This window comes from Mesorhizobium sp. USDA 4775 (genome assembly GCF_054062655.1).
The window spans coordinates 983,501-1,005,111 of the sequence record NZ_JBSSFM010000001.1; the positions used below are offsets into that span (position 1 = coordinate 983,501).

The following is a 21,611-nucleotide window of genomic DNA, read 5'->3' on the forward strand; positions in this document are numbered from 1 at the left end:
CGGTTTCGCGAAAGCTGTTTGCGTCGGCCGTGCGATGGTAGGCGATCGCATCGCCGGGAATCGTCCATCTCATGTCGAGCCGCAAGCCGAAGCTGATCCTTGTCTACGAGCCGGAGAAGGCCTGCTTCGACCGGCTGGTCGCCGACGGCTTCCCGCCGCAGCGCGCCACCGAAATCTCGTCCTACCTGGCGCAGTCGACGGACATCGCTCCCGAATTCGCGGCACTCGCCGTCGCCTGCGAGGCGCGCGGTCTCGCCTTTGCGCCGGTGGCGCTCGACGATGCCGCCGAGACGCTGGAGGGTGAGGATGTTGAGAACACGCTGGTCTGGACGTTGTCTGATGGCATCGCCTATTTCCGTGGCGGCGCGGCTCCTGCGCTGGCCCGGCTCAAGGGGTTGCGGACGATCGGAGCCGACGATTCGCTGTTCGCGCTCTGCCAGGACAAGTTCCGCTCCGGCGCCGTCCTTGGCGCGCTCGGCCTGCCGGCGCCGCAAGCCGGCCTTGCCCGCGATGGCAAATGGCTGGTCGAGCCGCCGGCCTCCACCGCCGGCTGGTTCGTCAAGCCCAATCGGCTTGGCGCCAAGATAGGCATCTGGCCGGATTCCCGGTGCTATGAGCTGGCCCATGCGCTGGAGCTTAGCCGGCGCGTCTTCGCCGCCTATCGCGACGATGTCGTCGTCCAGCCCTATGTCGCCGGCCGCAATGTGCGCGCCAGCTTCCTCGGGCTGACGCCGCAAACCGGTGTCGAGGCGCTCGGCATCGCCTTTGTCGATTCCGGCGCGGATTTCCAGACCATGGCCGACAGCATGGCGCTCTACGGCGAAACCGGCGAGGCGGCGAAGGCGGCAGGACTTTATGCCGAACCGGAGCTCGTCGCCGTCGCCGATGCCCAGCCGGTCGCCGACGCCAGGGTCAGGGCGATCGCCGGGCGGCTGATCGGCGGGCTCGGCCTGCGCGACGTGTTTTCCATCGACCTGCGCGTCGAGGCCGACGAGACGGTTCACCTGATCGAGTTCGAGGTCTGCCCCGGCCTTCCCTGCTTCGATTTCCGCGCCTATTGCCGCCAGCAATGGGGCCTGAACCTCGCCGATGCCATGGCGGCGACGGCGGCAGGCCGATTTATCGGTCAGCGCCGCAGCGGCTAGGCTTGGCCTATATCGGTCGCGCGCCGGCCATGTACCTGGCGTTGTCGAAGGGTTCCGGCCGGTTGTCGGCCAGGCTCCACAATTGGCGGTCGGTGCCCGGCAGATCGCCGAGATAGACATGCAGGGCGCCGGAGCGGGCGCTGCCGGTATTGGCGACTGAGTGGATGGTGCTGGAAGACATGTGCACCAGCGAGGGCGCCGAAAAATCCTGCCGCTCCGGCTCGGCGACCTTTTCGCCGGCGAGCGGGTAGATGAAATTGGTCTCGCCGCCCCAATAGATGCCGACCAGGGCGTCCATCAGATGGTTATGCGGCGGATACTGCACCCCGGGCGAAAGCGTGATGTGGTAGATCGTCAGCTTCGGGCTGGCATGCAGCAAAAGCTCGTCGTCCTCCTCCTCGTGAACCAGCCCGCCGAGCGCATGGAAGCGGTTGGTATAGTCGCTCAAGACAGCCTTGACGTCCTCGAAGGGATTGGCGCCGGCCGCCGCGTTGACGATATCCCTGATCGCGCGGTAGAGAGGGGAGTCGGCCGATAGAGGCATGCCACAGCTCCTGACTGAGATGCTCAGTTAGCATAGCTAAGATGGCCAATGTCAAGACCGATGAAAGGCGAGACAAGCATGAAGCCGACAAAAGCCACGCCATCGAAATCGGCCGCGTCCCCGGATGGTACGCCGGCGCTGTCGACGGCGGATGTGCTGCGCAGCGAACAGGCCTACGAACAGCTGAAGAGCGATATCGTCGCTTGCGTTCTGTCGCCTGGTGAAGCGCTGACCGAAAAGCAGATCGAGGCACGCTACGGCATCAAGAAGGCGACGATCCGCTCCGCACTTGCCCGGCTCATGCAGGAGGGTCTGGTCAGGAGCGAGCCGCGTCGCGGCTATGTCATCACCACGCTGACCCTACGCGACGTCAACGAGATCTTCGACGTGCGCAGCCTGGTCGAGCCGGAAGTGTTCCGGGTTGCCACCACGGGCATCACCGAGCGCGGGCTGGACGAGATCAGGCTGGCGGCGAGAAAGGTGCTGAAGCCGGAGACGCTGCGCAGCCCTGTTGCGTTCCTCGCGGCCGACCGTGCCTTCCGCCTGGCGATCGCCGAGCTTTCCGAGAATTTGCGGCTGGCACAGCTGCTCAGCCAGATCCTCGACCAGTCGGAACGGGCGCTCCATCTCGGCTTCAAGTCGCGCGATTTCATGCCGCTGATCATCGAACAGCAGAAGCAATTGCTGCAGGCCTGCGAAAAGAGCGACGTTCCCGGCATCGTGAAACTCGCCCGCTCGCAGTGCCTTGCCCTCAAGCATCAACTGGTCGGGGCGCTGCTTGGCGGGGCCAAGCTGCGGGATGTGAACCTTCAGGACTTCGTCTGAAAGAGCAGTTCCGGGGAAAAGCGCGGCGCGCTTCAGGCCCCTTCGACCAGCACGATCTCGCCGTCGGCGACCTTCTGGCGGATGGCGACCGCGCGCTGATATTCCGGCGAATGGTAGCAGTCGTGCGCGATCGCAAGCGATTCGAATTCGATGATCACGTTGCGGGCGCGGCCAGGCCCTTCGGCCAGCTCATGGGCTCCGCCGCGTGCCAGGAATTTCGCGCCAAAACGGTCGAAGGCGAGCTTCGAAGCGGCGATATACTCCTTGTAGCCTTCGGCATCGCGCACATCGACGCGGGCGATCCAGTATCCCTTGGGCATTGTTCTCTCCCTTATTCTATGCAGAGCGCATTTCGTCGAGGATCGCCTGCGCCGCCGCGCGGCGGTCGCTTGCCGCGACGATCGGGCGGCCGACGACGAGATGGCTGGCGCCGTTGCGGATCGCTTGCGCCGGCGTCACCACGCGCTTCTGGTCGCCATGGTCGCTGCCCACCGGCCGGATGCCGGGCGTCACCACCGCCATGTCGGGTCCGACGATGCGGCGCACCGCTTCGGCTTCCGCGGCCGAGCAGACGATGCCGCCCATGCCGGCATGCAGCGCCTGTTCCGAGCGCCGCAACACCAGCGTGTGCGGGTCATATTCATAGCCGACATCGATCATGTCCTGCTCGTCCATCGAGGTCAGCACGCTGACGGCGAGCAGGCAAAGGTCGCTGCCCCTGGCCGCGTCCACGGCCGCACGCATCGCCTTGGGATAGGCGTGTATGGTCAGCATCGTCATGCCCATCTTGACGATGTTCTCGACGCCCTTGGCCACCGTGTGGTCGATGTCGAGCAGCTTCATGTCGAGGAAGATTTTTGTCCCGCCGCTGGCCAGCTCCCTGGCGAAGTCGAGCCCGCCGGCGAAGGCCAGCTGATAGCCGATCTTGTAGAAGGAGACGACGCCGTCGAGTTCGCGCACCGCCTGCTCGGCTTCCCGCACGGTCGGCACGTCGAGGCCGACGATCAGTCTTTCCTGGATGGACTGGGCCCGGATGGATTTGGCCTGCATGGTCGTGGCGGTCACGCCTCGATCCGGGTCGACAGCATGCGCGAGGTTTCGATCAGCGTGCGGCATAAATGCTCCATCGATTTGTACAGTCTTTCGTCACGGAAATTGCCGCCTTCGTCGAAGGCGTCGCCGCCGTCCGGCACCGAGCATTCCGGTGTCACCACCTCCATCTGGCAGCGTACCAGCACCGCGCGCAGATGGTTGATGCAGCGTATGCCGGCAAAATGGCCATTGGAGGACGAACACAGCCCGACGACCTTGCCGGCAAGCGGCCTGACCGATCGGCCGCCATCGCGGCGCACCCGGCTCACCCAGTCGATCGTGTTCTTGAGCAGCGGCGGGATCGAGCCGTTATATTCGGGCGTGGCGATCAGCAATCCGTCATGGGCTGAAATCAGACGGCCGAGTTTGACGGCGTTTTCGGGGACACCCTCCTCCTTCTCCAGATCCTCGTCGAGGATCGGCAAGGGATAATCGGCGAGCGAAATGCGGGTCACCTCGGCGCCCTGCACCGCAAGTTCCTTCTGCGCCACATCGGCGGTCCTGCCGCTATAGGCGCCGCTGCGCACCGAGCCGGCGAAGACGAGGATTTTCGGGATCACTGCCATTGCTTCGCAAAGAGAGTAGGCAGTGGGGAATAGGCAGTAGGAGATAAGCGGTTCCTGACTATTCCCTACTGCCTACTGCCTTATCCCTCTCTTCGATAGATCCACAGCTGCGTCGGCGGGATGTTGCGGAAGATGAAATCGAAATGCTTGACAGTGTAGTCGCCGCGGCCGGCCGGGATCGGCGACATCGGGCCATAGGTCAGCTGCACGATCGGGCGGCCCGCCGGGATGCGGTCGAGCAGGCTCTCTATATAGGCAATGCGCTGGGCGACCGGGAAATTGAGCAGCGGCACGCCGGACACGACGGAATCGAAGATCATCCCGCTCCTCTCGCCAAGCGTCGCGTTGAGGTTGAAGGCGTCGCCCTCGATGACGTTGACGCCGGGATAGAGCTGGCGCAGATGGCGCACGAAATCGGTGTTGTATTCGACGGCATAGAGGTTTTCGGGCCGTACGCCCTGAGCGAGGATGGCGCGGGTGATGACACCGGTGCCCGGACCGACTTCAAGCACCGGCAGGCCGGACCTGGGATTGACGATCGAGGCCATCTTGCGCGCGGTGATCGAACTGGTCGGCACGATCGAACCGACCGTCTTCGGCTTGTCGATCCAGCCCTTGAAGAATTTGAGTTCGTCGTCGAACTTCTCGGCAAGCGCCTTCCGCAGTCCGTGACCACGTGTCATGCAAGCTCTCCTCAAGGCTCCCCGCAAAGCTACTTAACATCTGGTTGACGCAAGGCAAGGCGTTGCGAGACGCATGTCGTGGATAAGATAGATTTCGTCGCGTCTCAAAACACGGCGCGTTTCATGCATTCCCGCGCCGTTCTTGCACTATCAGCGCTCGCCGAAAGACTCGAAAAAATCCTTCATGCGGGCGAAAAACCCGCTCGATTGGGGCGAATTGTCCTGCGAGGACAGCTGTTCGAACTCCTCCAGCAACTCGCGCTGGCGGCGCGACAGGTTCTGCGGGGTCTCGACAGCGGTCTGGATGTAGAGGTCGCCGACATTGGGCTGGCGCAGCACCGGCATGCCCTTGCCCTTGAGGCGGAACTGGCGGCCGTTCTGCGTGCCTTCGGGTACTTTCACCTTGGTCTGGCTGCCATCCAGCGTCGTCACCTCGAAGGAGCCGCCAAGGGCGGCCGTCGTCATCGAGATCGGCACCTTGCAATAGAGGTCGGCACCGTCGCGCTGGAAGAATTCATGCGGCTTCACCGCCAGGAAAATATAGAGGTCGCCCGAAGGCCCGCCGCGCAGGCCGGCCTCGCCCTCATTGGCAAGGCGGATGCGGGTGCCGTCCTCGATGCCGGCCGGAATGTTGACCGACAGCGAACGCTCCTCGGTGACGCGGCCCTGGCCGGCGCATTTCGGGCACGGATCCTTGATCGTCTGGCCGCGGCCCTGGCATTGCGGGCAGGTACGCTCGATCGAGAAGAAGCCTTGCGTGGCGCGCACCTTGCCGTGGCCATGGCACATCGAGCAGGTCACCGGCTGGGTGCCGGGCTTGGCGCCGCTGCCGGAGCATTCCGTGCAGGAGATCGAGGCCGGCACCCGGATCTGCGCGGTCTTTCCGGCGAAAGCCTCTTCCAGCGAGATTTCCATGTTGTAGCGCAGGTCGGCGCCGCGCTCGCGGCCGCCTGACGATCGGCGCTGGCGCCCACCCATCATGTCGCCGAAAATATCCTCGAAGATGTCGGCGAAGCCGCCGGCGCCAAAGCCTTGCGCGCCGCCATTCATGCCGCCCTGTTCGAAGGCGGCGTGGCCGAAACGGTCATAGGCCGCGCGTTTCTGCGGGTCCTTCAGCGTCTCGTAGGCTTCGTTGATTTCCTTGAACTTGTGCTCGCAGGAATGATCGCCGGGGTTGCGGTCAGGATGGAACTGCATGGCGAGCTTGCGAAAAGCGCTCTTGAGCTCCTTCTCGTCGGCGCCCTTTTGCACGCCCAGCGTTTCGTAGAAATCAGCTTTCATTTTTTCCCGCTGTCCGGATGCTCAACGTCTTGATGCATTGTTGCGTCTTTTGCCGGCACGCTGTCTCGATTTAGGATCGGTGCCGCCCGGATGCCAGTGCTGGCGTGCCTCTGTCCGGGTTTTTCTGTCGTTTTTTCGGGGAGGTCCCGCACTTTTCCGGCAAGGGTTGCAAAAAAGCCCGGCTTTATGCCGGGCTTTCCGCTTTATCTTGCCGTCAGGCGGCTCAGGCCGACTTCTTCTTGTCGTCGTCCTCGTCGATTTCCTCGAAATCGGCATCGACCACGTCGGAGTCCTTGGCGGCGTCCGCCTTGGCATCGGCGTCCGCCGCTTCCTTCTGCGAAGCCTCGTACATGGCCTGGCCAAGCTTCATCGAAGCTTCGGCAAGCGCCTGGCTCTTGGCCTCGATGTCGGCCGCGTCGTCGCCCTCGGCGGCGGTCTTCAACGCCGCGATGGCATCGGAAATCGCCGTGCGCTCGGCTTCCGAGACCTTGTCGCCATATTCCTTCAGCGACTTCTCGGACGAATGCACCAGCGCCTCAGCCTGGTTGCGGGCCTCGACCACGGCGCGCCGCTTCTTGTCGGTCTCGGCGTTGGCTTCGGCGTCCTTCACCATCTTCTCGATGTCGGCGTCCGAAAGACCACCCGAGGCCTGGATGCGGATCTGGTGCTCCTTGCCGGTGCCCTTGTCCTTGGCCGAAACGTTGACGATGCCGTTGGCGTCGATGTCGAAGGTGACCTCGATCTGCGGCACGCCGCGCGGCGCCGGCGGGATGCCGACCAGGTCGAACTGGCCGAGCGCCTTGTTGTCGGCGGCCATTTCACGCTCGCCCTGGAAGACGCGGATGGTCACGGCCGACTGCGAATCTTCAGCGGTCGAGAACACCTGGCTCTTCTTGGTCGGGATCGTCGTGTTGCGCTCGATCAGCCGGGTGAACACGCCGCCCAGCGTCTCGATGCCGAGCGACAGCGGCGTCACGTCGAGCAACAGCACGTCCTTGACGTCGCCCTGCAGCACGCCGGCCTGGATGGCGGCGCCGAGAGCAACGACCTCATCCGGGTTGACGCCCTTGTGCGGCTCCTTGCCGAAGAACTGCTTCACGATCTCCTGGATCTTGGGCATGCGGGTCATGCCGCCGACCAGGACCACTTCGTCGATCTCGCCGGCCTTCAGGCCGGCATCCTTGAGCGCCGCCTTGCACGGGTCGATGGTGCGCTGGACGAGATCCTCGACCAGGCTTTCGAACTTGGCGCGCGTCAGCTTCAGCGTCAGGTGCTTCGGGCCGGTCGCGTCGGCGGTGATGAAGGGCAGGTTGATCTCGGTCTGCGTGGTGGACGACAGCTCGATCTTGGCCTTTTCAGCCGCCTCCTTGAGACGCTGCAAGGCGAGCTTGTCGTTCTTCAGGTCGATGCCCTGTTCTTTCTTGAACTCGGCCGCCAGGTACTCGACTAGGCGCATGTCGAAATCCTCGCCGCCGAGGAAGGTGTCGCCATTGGTCGACTTCACCTCGAACACGCCGTCGCCGATTTCGAGCACCGAAATGTCGAACGTGCCACCGCCAAGGTCATAGACGGCAATGGTCTTGCCATCCTTCTTGTCGAGGCCGTAGGCGAGCGCGGCAGCCGTCGGCTCGTTGATGATGCGCAGCACTTCGAGGCCGGCGATCTTGCCGGCGTCCTTGGTGGCCTGGCGCTGGGCGTCGTTGAAATAGGCCGGAACGGTGATGACCGCCTTCTCGACCTTCTCGCCGAGATAGGCTTCCGCCGTTTCCTTCATCTTCTGCAGGATCATGGCCGAGATCTGGCTGGGCGACTGCTTCTTGCCGCCGGCCTCGACCCAGGCATCGCCATTGTCGCCCTTGACGATCTTGTAGGGGACAAGCTTCTTGTCCTTTTCCGTCACCGGATCGTCATAGCGGCGGCCGATCAGGCGCTTGACCGCGAAGATGGTGTTTTCAGGATTGGTGACCGCCTGGCGCTTGGCCGGCTGGCCGACCAGACGTTCGCCGTCGCCCGAGATGGCGACGATGGAAGGCGTCGTGCGCGCGCCTTCCGCATTCTCGATCACCTTGGGCTCCTTGCCATCCATGATGGCGATGCAGGAATTGGTGGTGCCGAGATCGATACCGATTACTTTTGCCATTTTTCTAGTCTCTCCTCTAAGCAGGCTTTCAGGACCCATGAAGGCGTTCCGACGAAAGCCCCTGTTCATAAGAAATCCCGTCCGGCCACCGGTGTCCCGGCGTCGCACGGCTTGGCGCGTATATAAGAACAGGCAGCATCGGGCGCAAGCATTCTGCGCAAGGCTTCCATGAACCTTTTCACCTCCGTCCGCGACAGAGGTCAAGGTGCCGCATGGTGCGGCCCGGAAAGGAAGCCCCCATGACCAGCAACCCAGAGGCTCTGAGGTCTCCGGGAACAACAGGAGCTCGGCGCGACCACCGCCTTCGGGACGGGGTCGATGCGCTGGGCTTCCCGCTGATTCCGTTGACCCTGCGTAAGAGCAGGCGTATCGTGACAATGAGGAAAGCAGACAATTCGAGCAGGGAAGAACGAGCCGGACCGCCGCGCCTTGCCCTGGTTCGCGCGGCACAGCCGGAGGCTCCTCCCGCAGACTTCGGGGGGAGTTCCATGTCTTGCGATCACGGCCCGTTCGTGTCTTCTCGCATCAGCCGGTTGCACCGCCTGATCAAGGCAACCGGCGGACTTCTTGCGTTTGCCCTGACCGCCGGCCTTTGGCTTGGCGGCGTCGCCCGGGCGCAGGACACCCAGATCATCTATCCCGGCTCGATGGCGGTCACCGGATTTTCCGGCACCATCATTCCGAATTTCGACGAAGGCCTGCCGCCCGGTGTCGATCCGGTCGACGAAACCTTCATCGACACCACGCGCGCCACTTTGCGCGTTTTCGACGTTTCGCATCTCGGCGGGCCGGCCTCGGGCCAGCTCGTCTTCACGCCGCCGCCCTTCGAGGTCACGGCCGGCCAGATCGGCCAGGTTTTCGGCCTCACCTATGATGACGGCGTGCGCGATGGCGTTCCGTCTGGCGTTCCCAATCTTTACGCCGCCGCCACCTCGCTGCACGGCATCCGCATCGTCACGCCTGATACCGACAATGACGGCAGGCCGGAGCGGCAGCGCCGCGGCACGGCGGGCGCCGCCTTCATGGATGGCCAGTTCGGCACCGAAAACGGCGGCGGACCCGGCACCATCTGGAAGATCGACGGCATCACCGGCCAGGTCGCCAAATTCGCCGACATCGACACCAACAGCGGCCCCGGCATCGGCAATCTCACCTTCGATCCCAACCACCGCCAGTTTTTCGCCTCGGATCTCGACACCGGCCTGATCCATCGCATCGACGCCACCGGCAGATTGATCGACACGTTCGATCATGGCGTCGCCGGGCGCCCGGCGCATGGCCTGGCTCCCGTCGCCGACGACGGCGCGGTGATGGACATTCAGGGTGCTGCCTTCGACACCGAAGACCCCGAGACCTGGGGCTACACCCAGGACGAGCGCCGCGTCTGGGCCGTCTTCTACCATGGCGGCCGGCTCTACTATTCGGTCGGCGAAAAGTCGGAAATCTGGTCGGTGGGCATTGCCCGCGACGGCAGCTTTGCCGGCGACCCGCGCTGGGAACTGACGGTCAAGGCCGACAAGGACTACGCCGTCACCGACATCGCCTTCGACAACAGCGGCTTCATGTATCTCGCCCAGCGCGGCCCGGTCGAAAACCGTTATGATTACAGCCAGTTCGCGGATTCCGGCAAAGGCGAGGTCATCCGTTATTGGCGTGAGAATCCGGACGATCCGGCAACGGAATCGGTCTGGGTGGAAGTGCCGCAGGAATACGCGGTCGGTTTCCCGCAAGGCAACCGGCAGTCGGCCGGCGGCCTCGACCTGCAATATGGCTATGACGCCAACGGCAATCTCGACACCTCGGTATGCACGCAGACGCTGGTCAACACCGGCGACAAACTGCGCGACAATCCGACGCTTGCCGAGCAACTCGCCGCCGGCGGGCCGCTCGCCGTGCACGGCGTGCAGATCACGCCCAAGGACCTGGTCAAGCCGGCCAACGTGCCGCCCTTCGGTTCCTGGTTCGTCGATTTCGACGGCTATTTCGAGGATCCCGAGGTGGAAGGCCATGTCGGCGACGTCGCCGTCTGGCACCCCTGCGAGGGCCGCGCCGGCTACTATGAAGAAATCCCGGGCGGCTATCTGCCACCCTTCTACCCGCCGGATTTCCCACCGCCCGGCAATCTGCCTCCCTGTCTCGATGTCGACGACGTGCAATATTACTGCACGCCTTCGGGCCTCGAGGCCGATCTCTATCTCCATGACCATGCCGGCTTCGGCGGCGATTCGATCAAGGCCCAGTCCAGGACGCCAGGCGTCGCGGTGACGTCACCCATGTCGCATGCGCCCGGCAAGCCTTACACGATCGGCATCACCGGCCATTATCCGGGCGACAGAGTGGATGTTGGACTTTGCTTCTACAGGAAGTCCGACAAGGACAAGGGTGGCTACTACCCTTGCTGCAAGATGACCTTGCCGCTCCGCACCCCAGCCGTCAGCTGCGAACGTTGAGGAGGGGAAGATGAACAATCTCGCACTCTCCCCGCTCGCGCAAAACCACGCAACCGTCATGGAGACGATCATGAAACCCCTGTCATACGCCAGGCGCGGCGCGCGCTGGCTGATGGCGGCCGGTATCGCGGTCGCCATGCTAACCCCGTTCGCGAGCCACGCGGAAGACGCCGCTCCGATCACCCCGGAACTGAGGCTCGATCTCGACAATTCGCGCGTCGTCAATCCGAGGCCGGAGCGGGTCGTCCCGTTCTTCACCAAGCAAGGCACCCAGAGAGGCTGCGACTATGTCGTCTACTCCCTGAGCTTCGGCCTGCGCGGTGACCCGCAGGGTTTTGCCGATCCGGGCCTGGTGGGCTTGCTGAAGAAACTCAAGATCGAGTTCAAGGACCAGCTTCCGCACGGCCTTGCCATCGTCAACGTCAATGTGTCCGGCGACGGCACGGATGCCTCCGGCGGACCCCTGCCGAGCGCGACGATCAGCAATACGGCGGGTCCCAATGATACCGCCACGGTGTCCGATTTCCGGCTCTCCGCCGCCGATCTCGACGGCGCCGGTGCCGCCAATGAACGTGTCATCAATTTCCAGATCACCGCCAAGATCGACCATGCGGCGTTTCCCGCGCCGACGATCGTCGACAATCAGGGCTTGATCAAGGTGAGCAACGAAGCCGGCACCGGGACCATCATCCCGTCGCAGGATCCGAGCAAGCCTGACGATGGTGACTACAAGACCGGTGTGAAGACCTCGATCAAGATCGATGTCACCAAATGCAACCCGCCGCCACCACCTCCCGGCAAGGAATGCTTCAAGGTGGAACGCGGCACGGTCGATTGCGTGCCCGGCGGCGGCGCCTTCATCTACCACATGCCGGTCGGTCCGGAGATGGGCGGCAAGTGGGTGCAGGTGTCGACCACCACGCCTGGCATCACCATCATCCCCGACACCCAGCTGGTGCCGGTGGGCGGCGGTGTGCTCAACTGGAAGATCGTCGGCGCATCGCCCGGCGACGTCATCCACCTCATCGTCACCGGCATCGAGACCTATGCCGGGCCGAAGGAGGGCTGGGGCCTGTGCTGCACGCAGACCATCGACATCGTCATCCCGCGTGACCAGCGGTGCCCGCCCAAGGACAAGGAGCCGGATCTCAAGGTCGAGAAACGCGCCGATGTCCCACGCTGCACCATGGCCGGCGGCTGCGACTTCACCATCAGGGTCACCAATGTCGGCACCGCGCCCTACGACGGCAAGATCGTGCTCGACGAGGTGACGCTGCCGGCCGGCTCGACGCTGAGTTCAGGGCCCAATCCGCCCTGGGTCTGCGTGCCCGGCACCACGCCGATGACATGCACCTATCCGGTGACCACGCTCAATCCGGGGGCCTTTGTCGACCTCAAGCTCGGCTTCAAGCCGGCCGGGGGCTGGCAAGGCAGTGCGCTGCGCAACTGCGCGACCTACAACTATGCCGCCAGCGGCAAGCCGCTGTTCGGCAGCCAGTCGAATGATCGTGGCTGCGCCTCGATCCCGATCTGCCGCCGTGGCGATCGTGACCGCGACTGCCAGCCGCCGGTCGAGAAGAAGGTCGACCTGATCCTGAAGAAGCGCGCGCGCATCCCGGTCTGCACGCCGGACGGCGTCTGCTACTTCGTGATCGACATCATCAACAACGGCACATCGACCTATAACGGGCCGCTGACGGTGATCGACAACTATCCTGGCGGCGCACCGAGCTCCTCGACCTTCGGGCCGAGCCCGCCCTGGACATGCGGTCCGAACGGCCCCGGCCAGTTCCGCTGCGACAATGCCGGCATCTCGCTGCCCGCGGGCGCCTCGACGCCGATCTTCGTCAAGGCGGTCATGCCGGCCGACTATCAGTCGGATACGGTCGAGAACTGCGCCGCGGTGAAGGCCATTCCCGGTGAGGTCGATCTCACCAACAACAAGGCCTGCGCCAAGGAACGCATCCGTCGTCCCAATGGCGGCAAGCCTGGCCTGCGCATCACCAAGGTGTGCAACGGCTCGCTGGCCGGTGCCGCGGTCGTCTCTTGCCGCATCACCGTCTCCAACGCCGGCACGGCCGCCCCCACCGGGCCGGTGCGGGTCAACGATGCCGCCACGCTGGTGTCGGGCGGCGCGCCCGTCCAGATCCAGACCGTCACTCCTGACGGCGCGGAATGGGCGTGCGGACCGGTTCCGGCCAACACGCTGTCGTGCCAGATTCCCGGCGCCGTCATGACGCCCGGAACCAGCAGGCACTTCGACGTCACGGTCTCGGCCAATGGCGAGTTCGAAAACTGCGCGCGCGGCTCCTATGGTCGGGCGCCTGGCGACGACATCGTCTATCCGATCGGCCAGGCCTGCGCCAAGGGCGGCGGCGCTTCGACCATCCGTGTCGAGAAGACCGGCGACCGCGAATGCCGGCTCGGCCAGCCCTGCTCGTTCGACATCACCATATCAAATGACGGGACGAGCCCCTTCTCCGGCCCGGTCCGCATCGGCGATGCGATCGGCGTCGAAGGTCTCGGCCGGCTGGACGGCGTCGCGATCACCTCGATCGATCCGCCCTTCGGCTGCTCGCCCGAACCGGCAACCCTGCCTCTGTCCTGCATCGCCAACCTGACGCTCGGCGCCGGCGAGAGCCAGTCGCATCATGTCACCGTAGTCATTCCCGACGACGGGCGTCTGGCCAACCTGCAGGGCAACGTCAATGGCCAGAACTGCGTTGGCGTCCTGTCTCCCGACACGCGGGTTGAGGACGGCGGCGACGTGCTGTCCAAGGATGCGGCCAATGTGCAGGGCGATCGCGGCAAAGCCTATGCGTGCCATCCCTTCATCATCACCCATGAGGTGAAGAAGGAATGCTCGCCGGGCTTCGTCATGAACGATGCCGGCCGCTGCGTCTGCCCGGAAGGCACCACCTTCCGCAACGGCCAGTGCACCGGCGGCGGCACCAACATTCTGCCGACGCCACCGCCGCCGAAGCGCTGCGTGCTGCTCGAAGGCCAGATCCGCACCGAGGACGGGCGCTGCATCTGCCCGCGCGGCACGGCGCTGGAGAACGGCAAGTGCGTCAGCACCAACAGGCCCGAGCAGTGCACCATCCGCGGCCAGATCCACGACGCCGACGGCTACTGCGTCTGCCCGCAAGGGACCGAAGTGCGCAACGGCGCCTGCCGCCCGATCCGGCCGAAGCCCCAGGAGTGCCGCATCCCCGGCCAGATCCGCAATGCCGATGGCGATTGCGTCTGCCCGCAGGGGACCGAGGTGCGCAACGGCGCTTGCCGTCCAGTGCGGCCGAAGCCTCAGCAGTGCCGCATCCCCGGCCAGATCCGCAATGGCGATGGCGATTGCGTCTGTCCGCAGGGCACCGAGGTGCGCAACGGCGCCTGCCGTCCGGTCCGGCCGAAGCCTGAGCAGTGCGCTATCCGCGGCCAGGTGCACGATGCCAATGGCGATTGCGTCTGCCCGCGTGGGACTGAGGTGATCGACGGCGCATGTCGGCGCAAGCAGCCGCAACTGGAGCAATGCGACATACGCGGCCAGGTCCACAACAAGCGCGGCGAGTGTGTCTGTCCGCGCGGGACCGAGGTGATCGACGGCGCATGCCGCAGGCCCAGGCAGCAGACGGAGTGCGCGCCGGGCACCCAGATGATCAATGGCCAGTGCCAGCCGATCTTCAAGCGGCGCTGCCCGGAAGGCACGATCGGACGGTATCCAAACTGCCGTCCGATCCGGGGACAACCATCGCTGGAGATCAACCCGGGACTGCTGCTACAGCAGGTGCTGCCACGGCGTGAGCCGCAGGTCGACCAGCAGCAGGATCCAGCACCAAACAGAATCCTGAAGCTCCAGCAGCAGTAACCAGCTGCTCGACGCCAGACCAGAAACCCGCCGGGGCAATCCGGCGGGTTTTTCTTCATGGCACCGGCAATCGGGGATCGCAGACGCGGCAACGCCACCCAAGCCTGTGGAGCCGCCACGTCTGCACCCTCGACAAGTCACCCGCCGGGCATTAGGCAGTCGGTCCAGAGTGACCGGTATGAAAAGGGCGCCCGGAAAGGCCGCAGGATGAGCAGAAAGACCTTGATCGCACCATCGGTGCTGGCTTCGGACTTTTCGAGGCTCGGCGACGAGGTCGAAGCCGTCGCGGCGGCAGGCGCCGACTGGATCCATCTCGATGTCATGGATGGCCATTTCGTCCCCAACATCACCTTCGGCCCGCCCGTCATCAAGGCGATCCGCAACCGCACCAAGGCCTTCTTCGACTGCCATCTGATGATTGCGCCGGCCGATCCCTACCTCGCCGCTTTCGCCGAGGCCGGCTGTGACGGCATGACCGTGCATGCCGAGGCCGGGCCGCATCTCGACCGTTCGCTGCAGACCATCAGGAATCTCGGCAAGAAGGCCGGTGTGTCGCTCAATCCGGCGACGCCGGAAACGATGATCGAATATGTGCTCGACCGGCTCGACCTGATCCTGATCATGACTGTCAATCCGGGTTTTGGCGGCCAGGCTTTCATCCCGGGGGTCGTCGACAAGGTGAGAAGGGTCAAGGCGCTGATCGGCGACCGGCCGATCCGCATCGAGATCGACGGCGGTGTGTCGCCGGAGACAGCCCCCCTGGTCACGGCAGCCGGTGCCGATGTGCTGGTGGCGGGTGCGGCCATCTTCAAGGGCGGCAGCGTTGAAGCCTACCGCGCCAACATCGAGGCGATCAGGACAGCGGCCGACAAGGCCGCCGGCTAGAGCGTTTCACCGTTTCACGGAAACGGCGGATCGCTCTAACGCTTTGTTTTGGCGCAATTCTCAAGGGAAAGCGCTCCGCGCTTTTCCCGGGAAAACCGCTCACACTTTTCCTGGAATTGCTCTAACGCGCCGCCACGAATCGGATTCGCTGACGGGCCTGATTGGGGCAAACCGCCCGCAGTCTTTGCGCGCGACAGAAAAGATGCTCGCACAGGCACACAAGAAACGGATAAACCTGCGTGTATACAAAACACGTTAAGTTTCTGCTGGTTGTAGAGATGCGCAAGTTTCCACGATCAGATGCAGAGCGGAGTATATTTCTTTGTGCTTAAGTACAATAGCGCCATCTTCTGCTTGAGCCCCTTGACGCAGACATTGTATGGTACACGTACGGAAGATTCTTCTAGGACTCGCATTGCCCGGAAAATTGGGGACAAGGAGTCAACCTTGACATACGGAGCTGCCAACCTGAACGACGACGGCACAGGATCCAAGAGCACACTTGCCAGTACGGTCTACCAACAATTGCGGGAGGATCTTCTCAGCGGCGCTCTTGAAACCGAAAGCAAGCTGCGGGTCGAGTGGGTTGTTTCCAAATATGGCGCCGGCGCTTCCCCGGTTCGCGAAGCTCTCAATCGCCTTGCCTCCGAAGGACTTCTTGGTCGCCACGACCAGCGTGGCTTTTTCATCATGCCGGTCAGTGCGGCGGAGCTCGAGGAGCTGACGCGCACCCGCTGCTGGCTCGAGGAGCGGGCGCTTCGCGAATCCATCGCCCACCGCACCGCGGAATGGGAAGAACAACTGGTGCTGGCGCTGCATCGCCTGGGCCGCGCGTCACGTCTTTCGCAGCAAGATCCCTCGTCGCTCGATCCGGATTGGGAGAAATTGCATCGCACCTTCCATCGCGTGCTCATCTCCGCCTGCCGGTCGCACTGGCTCGTGGGTTTCTGCGATCAGCTTTCCGATCACGCCTATCGCTACCGGCAAATGGCCAATGGCGGCGAAAGCGTCCCGCGCGACGGTTCCGCCGAACACCGGCTGATCGCCGAATACGCGCTGGACGGCAATGCCGATGGCGCGGTCCAGGCTTTGATCGACCACTACCAGCTGACCGCTTCCATATGCATGGAGCGTTTCAAGCAAGGTGAAGTCTCAAAGGTCGCCGCCTCGGCCGCACGCGCCCGGCGGTAACGATCTTTCCCTTGGCGCCTTGTCGCGACCTTCGGCGGGAGTGACGTGCTGGACCGCCGTTTGCGGCCTTGACGGCATGGCTTGGAAACGCGAACTCTTCGCCGCCGACTCATGTAGCCCTCAAGGCGTTGCCGGCGTCGCCATTGCCGTCACTGCGGGAAGACTTCATGAGCAATCATCTGTTCGATGCGTTCAAGTCCCGGATGCCGGCGCCCGGGCATCTGTTGATGGAAACCGATGACGGGCGCTCGCTCAGCTATGGCGACATGCTGGCGCGGTCGGCACAGTTCGCGCATGCGCTGCTGCAATTGGATGTCAAGCCCGGCGACCGGGTCGCCGTGCAGGTCGACAAGAGCCCGGAGGCGCTGCTGCTCTATCTCGCCTGCGTGCGCGCCGGCGCTGTCTTCCTGCCGCTCAACACCGCCTACACGCTGACCGAGCTTGCCTATTTCTTCGGGGATGCGGCGCCGCGCGTCATCGTCTGCGATCCGGCAAGGGCGGCCGATATCGGGCGCATGGTCGAGCCATCCGGCGCCGTCGTCGTCACGCTCGACCGCAACGGCCGGGGATCGCTGGCGGACCAGGCTTCGCGTCTGCCGTCGGATTTTCACGATGTGGCGCGCGGGCCCGATGATCTCGCGGCAATCCTCTACACATCGGGAACGACAGGCCGCTCGAAAGGCGCCATGCTCAGCCACGAAAACCTGGCCTCGAATGCGCGGGTGCTGGTCGAGCAATGGCGCTTCACGTCAGACGACGTGCTGATCCATGCGCTGCCGATCTTCCACACCCATGGCCTGTTCGTCGCCACCAATGTCGTCCTGATGGCGGGCGCCTCGATGCTGTTCGAGCAGAAATTCGATCCGGCCCGGATCGTCGCGCTGCTGCCGCGCGCCACCGCGCTGATGGGCGTGCCGACCTTTTATGTGCGGCTGCTGCAGCAGGATGGATTGGACCGACAGGCGACGAAGACCATCCGCCTGTTCGTGTCCGGCTCGGCGCCGCTGCTGGCCGACACGCACAAGGCCTGGCGCGAGCGCACCGGCCACGCCATTCTCGAACGCTACGGCATGACCGAGACCAACATGAACACCTCGAACCCCTATGAGGGCGAACGGCGCGCCGGCACGGTCGGCTTCCCCTTGCCGGGTGTCGCTTTGCGCATCGTCGACCCCGACAGCGGCAAGCCACTGGCCCAGGGCGAGGTCGGCATGATCGAGGTCAAGGGTCCGAACGTTTTTGGCGGCTACTGGCGCATGCCGGAAAAGACCAAGGCGGAATTCCGCGCCGACGGTTTCTTCATCACCGGCGATCTCGGCATGGTCGACGCCGACGGCTATGTCCATATTGTCGGCCGCGGCAAGGACCTGATCATTTCGGGCGGCTACAACATCTATCCGAAGGAGCTCGAAAGCGAGATCGACGCGCTTGATGGAGTGAGCGAAAGCGCCGTCATCGGCGTCGCCCATCCGGATTTCGGCGAAGGCGTCACCGCGGTCGTCGTGCGGGCGCCAGGGGCAGCGATCACCGGAGCCGAAATCCTCGGCGCCATCGCCGGGCGACTGGCCAGGTACAAGCACCCGAAGCAAGTGATCTTCGTCGACGAATTGCCGCGCAACACGATGGGCAAGGTCCAGAAGAATCTTCTGCGCGATGCCTATAAGGATATTTACGCGTCCTAACTGCCGTTCGCCGTCTTGCGCGGCTTGTTGATCCTGGTGCCGGAGCCCCACAAGGCGCGCTGAAATAGCCCGCGTTTGCGGTTGCGCGGCACGAGATCGATATCCCCGACCAGTTTCGCGCCGCCCTTGCGCCGCTCCAGCGTGATCTTGCGGGTGTGGAACGCTTCCAGCTCGGCGCGATGCGCCACGCTGACGATGGTAACCTTAGGCAGTTCGCGGATCACCGTTTCCATCATCTGGTCCTGGCTCTTTTCGTCCAGCGCCGACGTTGCCTCGTCCAGCACGACGATGTCGGGGCGATGCAGCAAGAGGCGCGCGAAGGCGACACGTTGCTTTTCGCCGCCCGACAGCATCTGGTCCCAGGGCGCTTCCTCCTTGATCCGGCCGCCGAGGTGGCCGAGGCCGACCTTGTCGAGAGCGGCCTTGATCTGGTCGAGCTTCCACTTGTCGGCGGCCGCGGGGTAGGCGACCACCCGGCGCAGCGTGCCCGAAGGGATGTAGGGCCGCTGCGGCAGCATGAACAACCGCTTGTCGGGATGGAAATTGACGCTGCCGCTTCCCCATGGCCACAGGCCGGCGATCGCCCGCACCAGAGTTGACTTGCCCGAGCCGGATTCGCCCGACACCAGCACCCGTTCGCCCGCTTCGACCGCGACTTCCGTTTCCTTCACCATGGACGTGCCGTCGTCGAGCGTCACGGAGAGATTGTCGAGGGAGAGCATGGTGTCGCCCTTGGTCTCGCCGTGCTGGATGCGCCCGAGCTCGTCGCTCTGCTCGGCGCGCTCCAACCCGTCGAGCGACATCATCAGCGAAGCAATGCGGCGTGCGGAGGCGTTCCAGTCGGCGAGGCGCGGATAATTGTCGACCAGCCAGCCGAAAGAGCCCTGCACGATGGCGAAGGCGGACGCCGCCTGCATGACCTGGCCGAGCGACATCGAGCCTTCAAGGAATTTTGGCGCGCACAGCAGCACCGGCACGACCGGTGCGAACAGGCTCGAACCCTGCGACACCAATGCCGTGCGCATGTGCTGGCCGGTCAGTTGTGCCCAGCGTTTCAGCACGCCGGCAAAGGTCTTGTCGATGCCGCTGCGTTCCTCCTCCTCGCCGCCGAGCAAGGCGATGCTCTCGCCGTTTTCGCGCACGCGCGTCAGCACGTAGCGGAATTCGGCTTCCGCCTGGTTCTTCTCTTCGGACAGCCGCACGAAATCGCGGCCAATGACGAACATCGACGTGGAAGTGATCGCGGCATAGATCACCGCCGTGACGACGAGGAAGCCGGGCACGGTGAAAGTCGAGCCCCCCAAGTTGAAGCTCAAGGCCCCGCCGATCGTCCACAGCACCACGATGAAGGTCGAGGCCGACAGGGTGGCGACAATCACGCCGGCGACGAAGTCGACGGGCGCCTCGGTGGCGACGCGCAGATCTTCCGAGAGGCGGGCCTCGGGGTTCTGGTGGTCGCCCTGCACGAGGTTCAACTGGTAGTAGCGGCCATTGGCGAGCCAACGCGCTATCACCGAGGTGGTCAGCCAGGCGCGCCAGCGGCGCTGCATCGTCATGCGCAGATAGACCTGCGTGACGACAAGGCTGATGCTGCCGATGACGAGCGGCACGAACACCGCGCTCAGGAAATAGACGGTGTGGGCGTCGCGCTTCTCGATGGCGTCGAAAATCGAGCGGTTCCAAACATTGATCCCGTACTGGAAGCCGACATTGATGCCGATCAGGATCAGCAGCCCGATCGTCAATGGCCAGCCGAGCCTGTCGCCGTGCCGCCCCCAATAGCCGCGCCCGCTGATCCAGAACCGTTTCAGCAAATATTTCTTGCGCGCCTGTTCTAACTGCTCGGGCGCCAGCTCGGGATCGGGTTCGACGGCCTCCGGCGGTGGGGCTTCGCCGACAATCTCGGACGCCGCCGCTTCCACGGTCGATGCCTTCTTATCGCGCGGCTTCTTTTCGCCCGGTTCCTCCCCGCGCGGTCTCTCGTCACGCGGCTTTTGCCGTCGCGGCTTCGGGGTGCCGCGCGGTTTGATGCCGTCGGCCGGTTTCGATCTGGGTTTCGCCTCGGACATACGCCCCGACAACGAGCTTGAAATCAAAAGGTTTCATGTCGCCCGCTTATATGGCAAAATTCCCGGCTGCGACCGTTATCGCGGGTACAGCAGTTCGACGACATGGTCGGCGATGGCCAGGCTTGCCGTCAGGCCGGGGCTCTCGATGCCGAACAGGTTGACGATCCGTCCGGCTCCGTGGTCGGCCGGACCCTGGATGATGAAATCGGCGGCAGGCTGGCCGGGACCTGACAGTTTCGGCCTGACCCCGGCATAAGCCGCCTGCAGAGCGCCGTCGGCAAGACCGGGCCAATAGCGCCGGATCGCTTCGTAGAAGGCAGAACTTCGGCCGGAATCGACCGTGTAATCCACACGGTCGATCCATTCGACATCAGGCCCGAAGCGTGCGCCGCCGCCAAGGTCGAGCGTCAGATGGACGCCGAGGCCACCTTCGACCGGAACCGGATAGATCAGCCGCGAAAACGGCGACCGGCCGGGAAGCGCGAAATAATTCCCGCGCGCCAGCCACTGCCGGGGGATGAAATCCCCGGGGAAACCGTCGATTTGGCCGGCCAGGGCCTGCGCATCGAGGCCCGTAGCGTTGATGAAAGCGCCGGCATCCAGGGCGAAGGCCTCGCCATTGGCATCGCGCGTTTCGATCCGGATCCCGCCAGCCTCCACCGTCGCCCTTGCAACGGTGGTCAGGAAAGCAAAGGACGCACCGGCGGCTTCGGCCTCGCCGCGCAGCGACAGCATCAGCGCATGGCTGTCGACAATGCCCGTCGATGGCGACAGCAGTGCGCCGGCGCAGGTCAGTGCCGGCTCCAGGCTTTCGGCCTCGCTTTGCGTCAAAAACTCGAGATCATCAACCCCGCTGCGTCGCGCATTGGCGTCGATCTTCCGCAACCCGTCGGTCTGGCCGGGCTCGCTGGCGACAATCAGCTTGCCGGTGCGCTTATGGGCGATGTCGTGCTCGGCGCAGTAGGCGTCGAGACGCCGGCGCCCCTCGACGCAGAGCCGGGCCTTCAGGCTTCCCGGTGCGTAGTAGAGCCCGGCATGGATGACTTCGGAATTGCGCGAACTGGTGGCGGTGCCGATCGCATCGGCCTGCTCGACCACCACCACCTCGCGGCCCGACACGGCCAGCGCCCTGGCGACGGCAAGCCCGACGACGCCCGCTCCGGCGACGACACAATCGATTGTCTGCATGGCCCCGC

General features: G+C 64.3%; 16 protein-coding genes. 7 read left to right on the forward strand and 9 right to left on the reverse strand.

Features of this window, described 5'->3' with window-relative positions:
- Positions 1-71 precede the first annotated feature (71 nt).
- Entirely contained in the window at positions 72-1,145 is a 1,074-nt protein-coding gene (locus ACVILI_RS05020) for a D-alanine--D-alanine ligase family protein (RefSeq protein WP_240564574.1), read from the forward strand.
- A 7-nt stretch (positions 1,146-1,152) separates the two neighbouring features.
- On the opposite strand, the gene ACVILI_RS05025 is transcribed toward ACVILI_RS05020, so the two are convergent.
- Positions 1,153-1,689 (reverse strand): autotransporter, encoded by a 537-nt coding sequence (locus tag ACVILI_RS05025; protein WP_038651044.1) that lies wholly within the window; start codon positions 1,687-1,689, stop codon positions 1,153-1,155.
- Positions 1,690-1,767: 78 nt separating this feature from the next.
- On the opposite strand from ACVILI_RS05025, the gene ACVILI_RS05030 reads away from it, so the two are divergent.
- The gene (locus ACVILI_RS05030) at positions 1,768-2,514 is read left to right on the forward strand and encodes a GntR family transcriptional regulator (protein WP_038653618.1); all 747 of its coding nucleotides are present in this window, start codon (positions 1,768-1,770) and stop codon (positions 2,512-2,514) included.
- A 32-nt stretch (positions 2,515-2,546) separates the two neighbouring features.
- Here the strand turns inward: ACVILI_RS05030 and ACVILI_RS05035 are convergent, their stop codons facing one another.
- From ACVILI_RS05035 to dnaK, 6 genes are all read right to left on the reverse strand, one after another.
- Positions 2,547-2,834, reverse strand: a complete 288-nt coding sequence (locus ACVILI_RS05035; RefSeq protein WP_019862362.1) for a DUF1330 domain-containing protein — start codon at positions 2,832-2,834, stop codon at positions 2,547-2,549.
- 16 nt (positions 2,835-2,850) lie between these two features.
- Positions 2,851-3,564 carry an orotidine-5'-phosphate decarboxylase gene (pyrF, locus tag ACVILI_RS05040; RefSeq protein ID WP_038653622.1) on the reverse strand — a complete coding sequence of 238 codons (714 nt, stop codon included), beginning with the start codon at positions 3,562-3,564 and terminating at the stop codon, positions 2,851-2,853.
- 11 nt (positions 3,565-3,575) lie between these two features.
- Entirely contained in the window at positions 3,576-4,172 is a 597-nt protein-coding gene (locus tag ACVILI_RS05045) for an NADPH-dependent FMN reductase (RefSeq protein ID WP_019862364.1), read from the reverse strand.
- Between the two features lie 80 nt (positions 4,173-4,252).
- Complete coding sequence (pmtA, locus tag ACVILI_RS05050) at positions 4,253-4,855, reverse strand: phospholipid N-methyltransferase PmtA (protein WP_019862365.1); 603 nt, start codon at positions 4,853-4,855, stop codon at positions 4,253-4,255.
- A 150-nt stretch (positions 4,856-5,005) separates the two neighbouring features.
- The gene (gene dnaJ, locus ACVILI_RS05055; protein WP_019862366.1) at positions 5,006-6,136 is read right to left on the reverse strand and encodes a molecular chaperone DnaJ; all 1,131 of its coding nucleotides are present in this window, start codon (positions 6,134-6,136) and stop codon (positions 5,006-5,008) included.
- 223 nt (positions 6,137-6,359) lie between these two features.
- Complete coding sequence (gene dnaK, locus ACVILI_RS05060) at positions 6,360-8,276, reverse strand: molecular chaperone DnaK (RefSeq protein ID WP_038651047.1); 1,917 nt, start codon at positions 8,274-8,276, stop codon at positions 6,360-6,362.
- A 212-nt stretch (positions 8,277-8,488) separates the two neighbouring features.
- Between dnaK and ACVILI_RS05065 the strand changes: the two genes are divergently transcribed.
- The 5 genes from ACVILI_RS05065 (at position 8,489) to ACVILI_RS05085 (ending at position 18,346) form a co-directional block, all read left to right on the forward strand.
- On the forward strand, positions 8,489-10,726 hold the full coding sequence (locus ACVILI_RS05065; RefSeq protein ID WP_038651049.1) for an NHL repeat-containing protein: 2,238 nt from the start codon (positions 8,489-8,491) through the stop codon (positions 10,724-10,726).
- 10 nt (positions 10,727-10,736) lie between these two features.
- Positions 10,737-14,588, forward strand: a complete 3,852-nt coding sequence (locus tag ACVILI_RS05070; RefSeq protein WP_240564575.1) for a DUF11 domain-containing protein — start codon at positions 10,737-10,739, stop codon at positions 14,586-14,588.
- A gap of 207 nt (positions 14,589-14,795) precedes the next feature.
- A complete protein-coding gene (rpe, locus tag ACVILI_RS05075) occupies positions 14,796-15,473 on the forward strand; it encodes a ribulose-phosphate 3-epimerase (protein WP_038651055.1) in 678 nt (225 codons plus the stop codon).
- Between the two features lie 447 nt (positions 15,474-15,920).
- Positions 15,921-16,664, forward strand: coding sequence for a GntR family transcriptional regulator (locus ACVILI_RS05080; protein WP_240564579.1), 744 nt, complete (start codon positions 15,921-15,923; stop codon positions 16,662-16,664).
- A 167-nt stretch (positions 16,665-16,831) separates the two neighbouring features.
- On the forward strand, positions 16,832-18,346 hold the full coding sequence (locus tag ACVILI_RS05085; protein ID WP_038651058.1) for a malonate--CoA ligase: 1,515 nt from the start codon (positions 16,832-16,834) through the stop codon (positions 18,344-18,346).
- Here ACVILI_RS05085 and ACVILI_RS05090 read toward each other — a convergent pair.
- Positions 18,343-20,415: an ABC transporter ATP-binding protein/permease gene (locus ACVILI_RS05090; protein ID WP_038651061.1), complete on the reverse strand. Its 2,073-nt coding sequence runs from the start codon at positions 20,413-20,415 to the stop codon at positions 18,343-18,345. The genes ACVILI_RS05085 and ACVILI_RS05090 overlap by 4 nt on opposite strands.
- Before the next feature lie 75 nt (positions 20,416-20,490).
- Complete coding sequence (locus ACVILI_RS05095) at positions 20,491-21,603, reverse strand: NAD(P)/FAD-dependent oxidoreductase (protein ID WP_038651064.1); 1,113 nt, start codon at positions 21,601-21,603, stop codon at positions 20,491-20,493.
- Positions 21,604-21,611: the final 8 nt, after the last annotated feature.

What these genes read in the sequence shown, in the direction of transcription:
- dnaK (WP_038651047.1), bottom strand. Translation starts at nt 8,276, where the DNA reads ATGGCAAAAGTAATCGGTATCGATCTCGGCACCACCAATTCCTGCATC.
- ACVILI_RS05085 (WP_038651058.1), top strand. Translation starts at nt 16,832, where the DNA reads ATGAGCAATCATCTGTTCGATGCGTTCAAGTCCCGGATGCCGGCGCCC.
- ACVILI_RS05070 (WP_240564575.1), top strand. Translation starts at nt 10,737, where the DNA reads ATGAACAATCTCGCACTCTCCCCGCTCGCGCAAAACCACGCAACCGTC.
- ACVILI_RS05045 (WP_019862364.1), bottom strand. Translation starts at nt 4,172, where the DNA reads ATGGCAGTGATCCCGAAAATCCTCGTCTTCGCCGGCTCGGTGCGCAGC.
- ACVILI_RS05025 (WP_038651044.1), bottom strand. Translation starts at nt 1,689, where the DNA reads ATGCCTCTATCGGCCGACTCCCCTCTCTACCGCGCGATCAGGGATATC.
- ACVILI_RS05035 (WP_019862362.1), bottom strand. Translation starts at nt 2,834, where the DNA reads ATGCCCAAGGGATACTGGATCGCCCGCGTCGATGTGCGCGATGCCGAA.
- ACVILI_RS05065 (WP_038651049.1), top strand. Translation starts at nt 8,489, where the DNA reads ATGGTGCGGCCCGGAAAGGAAGCCCCCATGACCAGCAACCCAGAGGCT.
- ACVILI_RS05030 (WP_038653618.1), top strand. Translation starts at nt 1,768, where the DNA reads ATGAAGCCGACAAAAGCCACGCCATCGAAATCGGCCGCGTCCCCGGAT.
- rpe (WP_038651055.1), top strand. Translation starts at nt 14,796, where the DNA reads ATGAGCAGAAAGACCTTGATCGCACCATCGGTGCTGGCTTCGGACTTT.
- ACVILI_RS05095 (WP_038651064.1), bottom strand. Translation starts at nt 21,603, where the DNA reads ATGCAGACAATCGATTGTGTCGTCGCCGGAGCGGGCGTCGTCGGGCTT.
- pyrF (WP_038653622.1), bottom strand. Translation starts at nt 3,564, where the DNA reads ATGCAGGCCAAATCCATCCGGGCCCAGTCCATCCAGGAAAGACTGATC.
- ACVILI_RS05090 (WP_038651061.1), bottom strand. Translation starts at nt 20,415, where the DNA reads ATGTCCGAGGCGAAACCCAGATCGAAACCGGCCGACGGCATCAAACCG.
- pmtA (WP_019862365.1), bottom strand. Translation starts at nt 4,855, where the DNA reads ATGACACGTGGTCACGGACTGCGGAAGGCGCTTGCCGAGAAGTTCGAC.
- dnaJ (WP_019862366.1), bottom strand. Translation starts at nt 6,136, where the DNA reads ATGAAAGCTGATTTCTACGAAACGCTGGGCGTGCAAAAGGGCGCCGAC.
- ACVILI_RS05020 (WP_240564574.1), top strand. Translation starts at nt 72, where the DNA reads ATGTCGAGCCGCAAGCCGAAGCTGATCCTTGTCTACGAGCCGGAGAAG.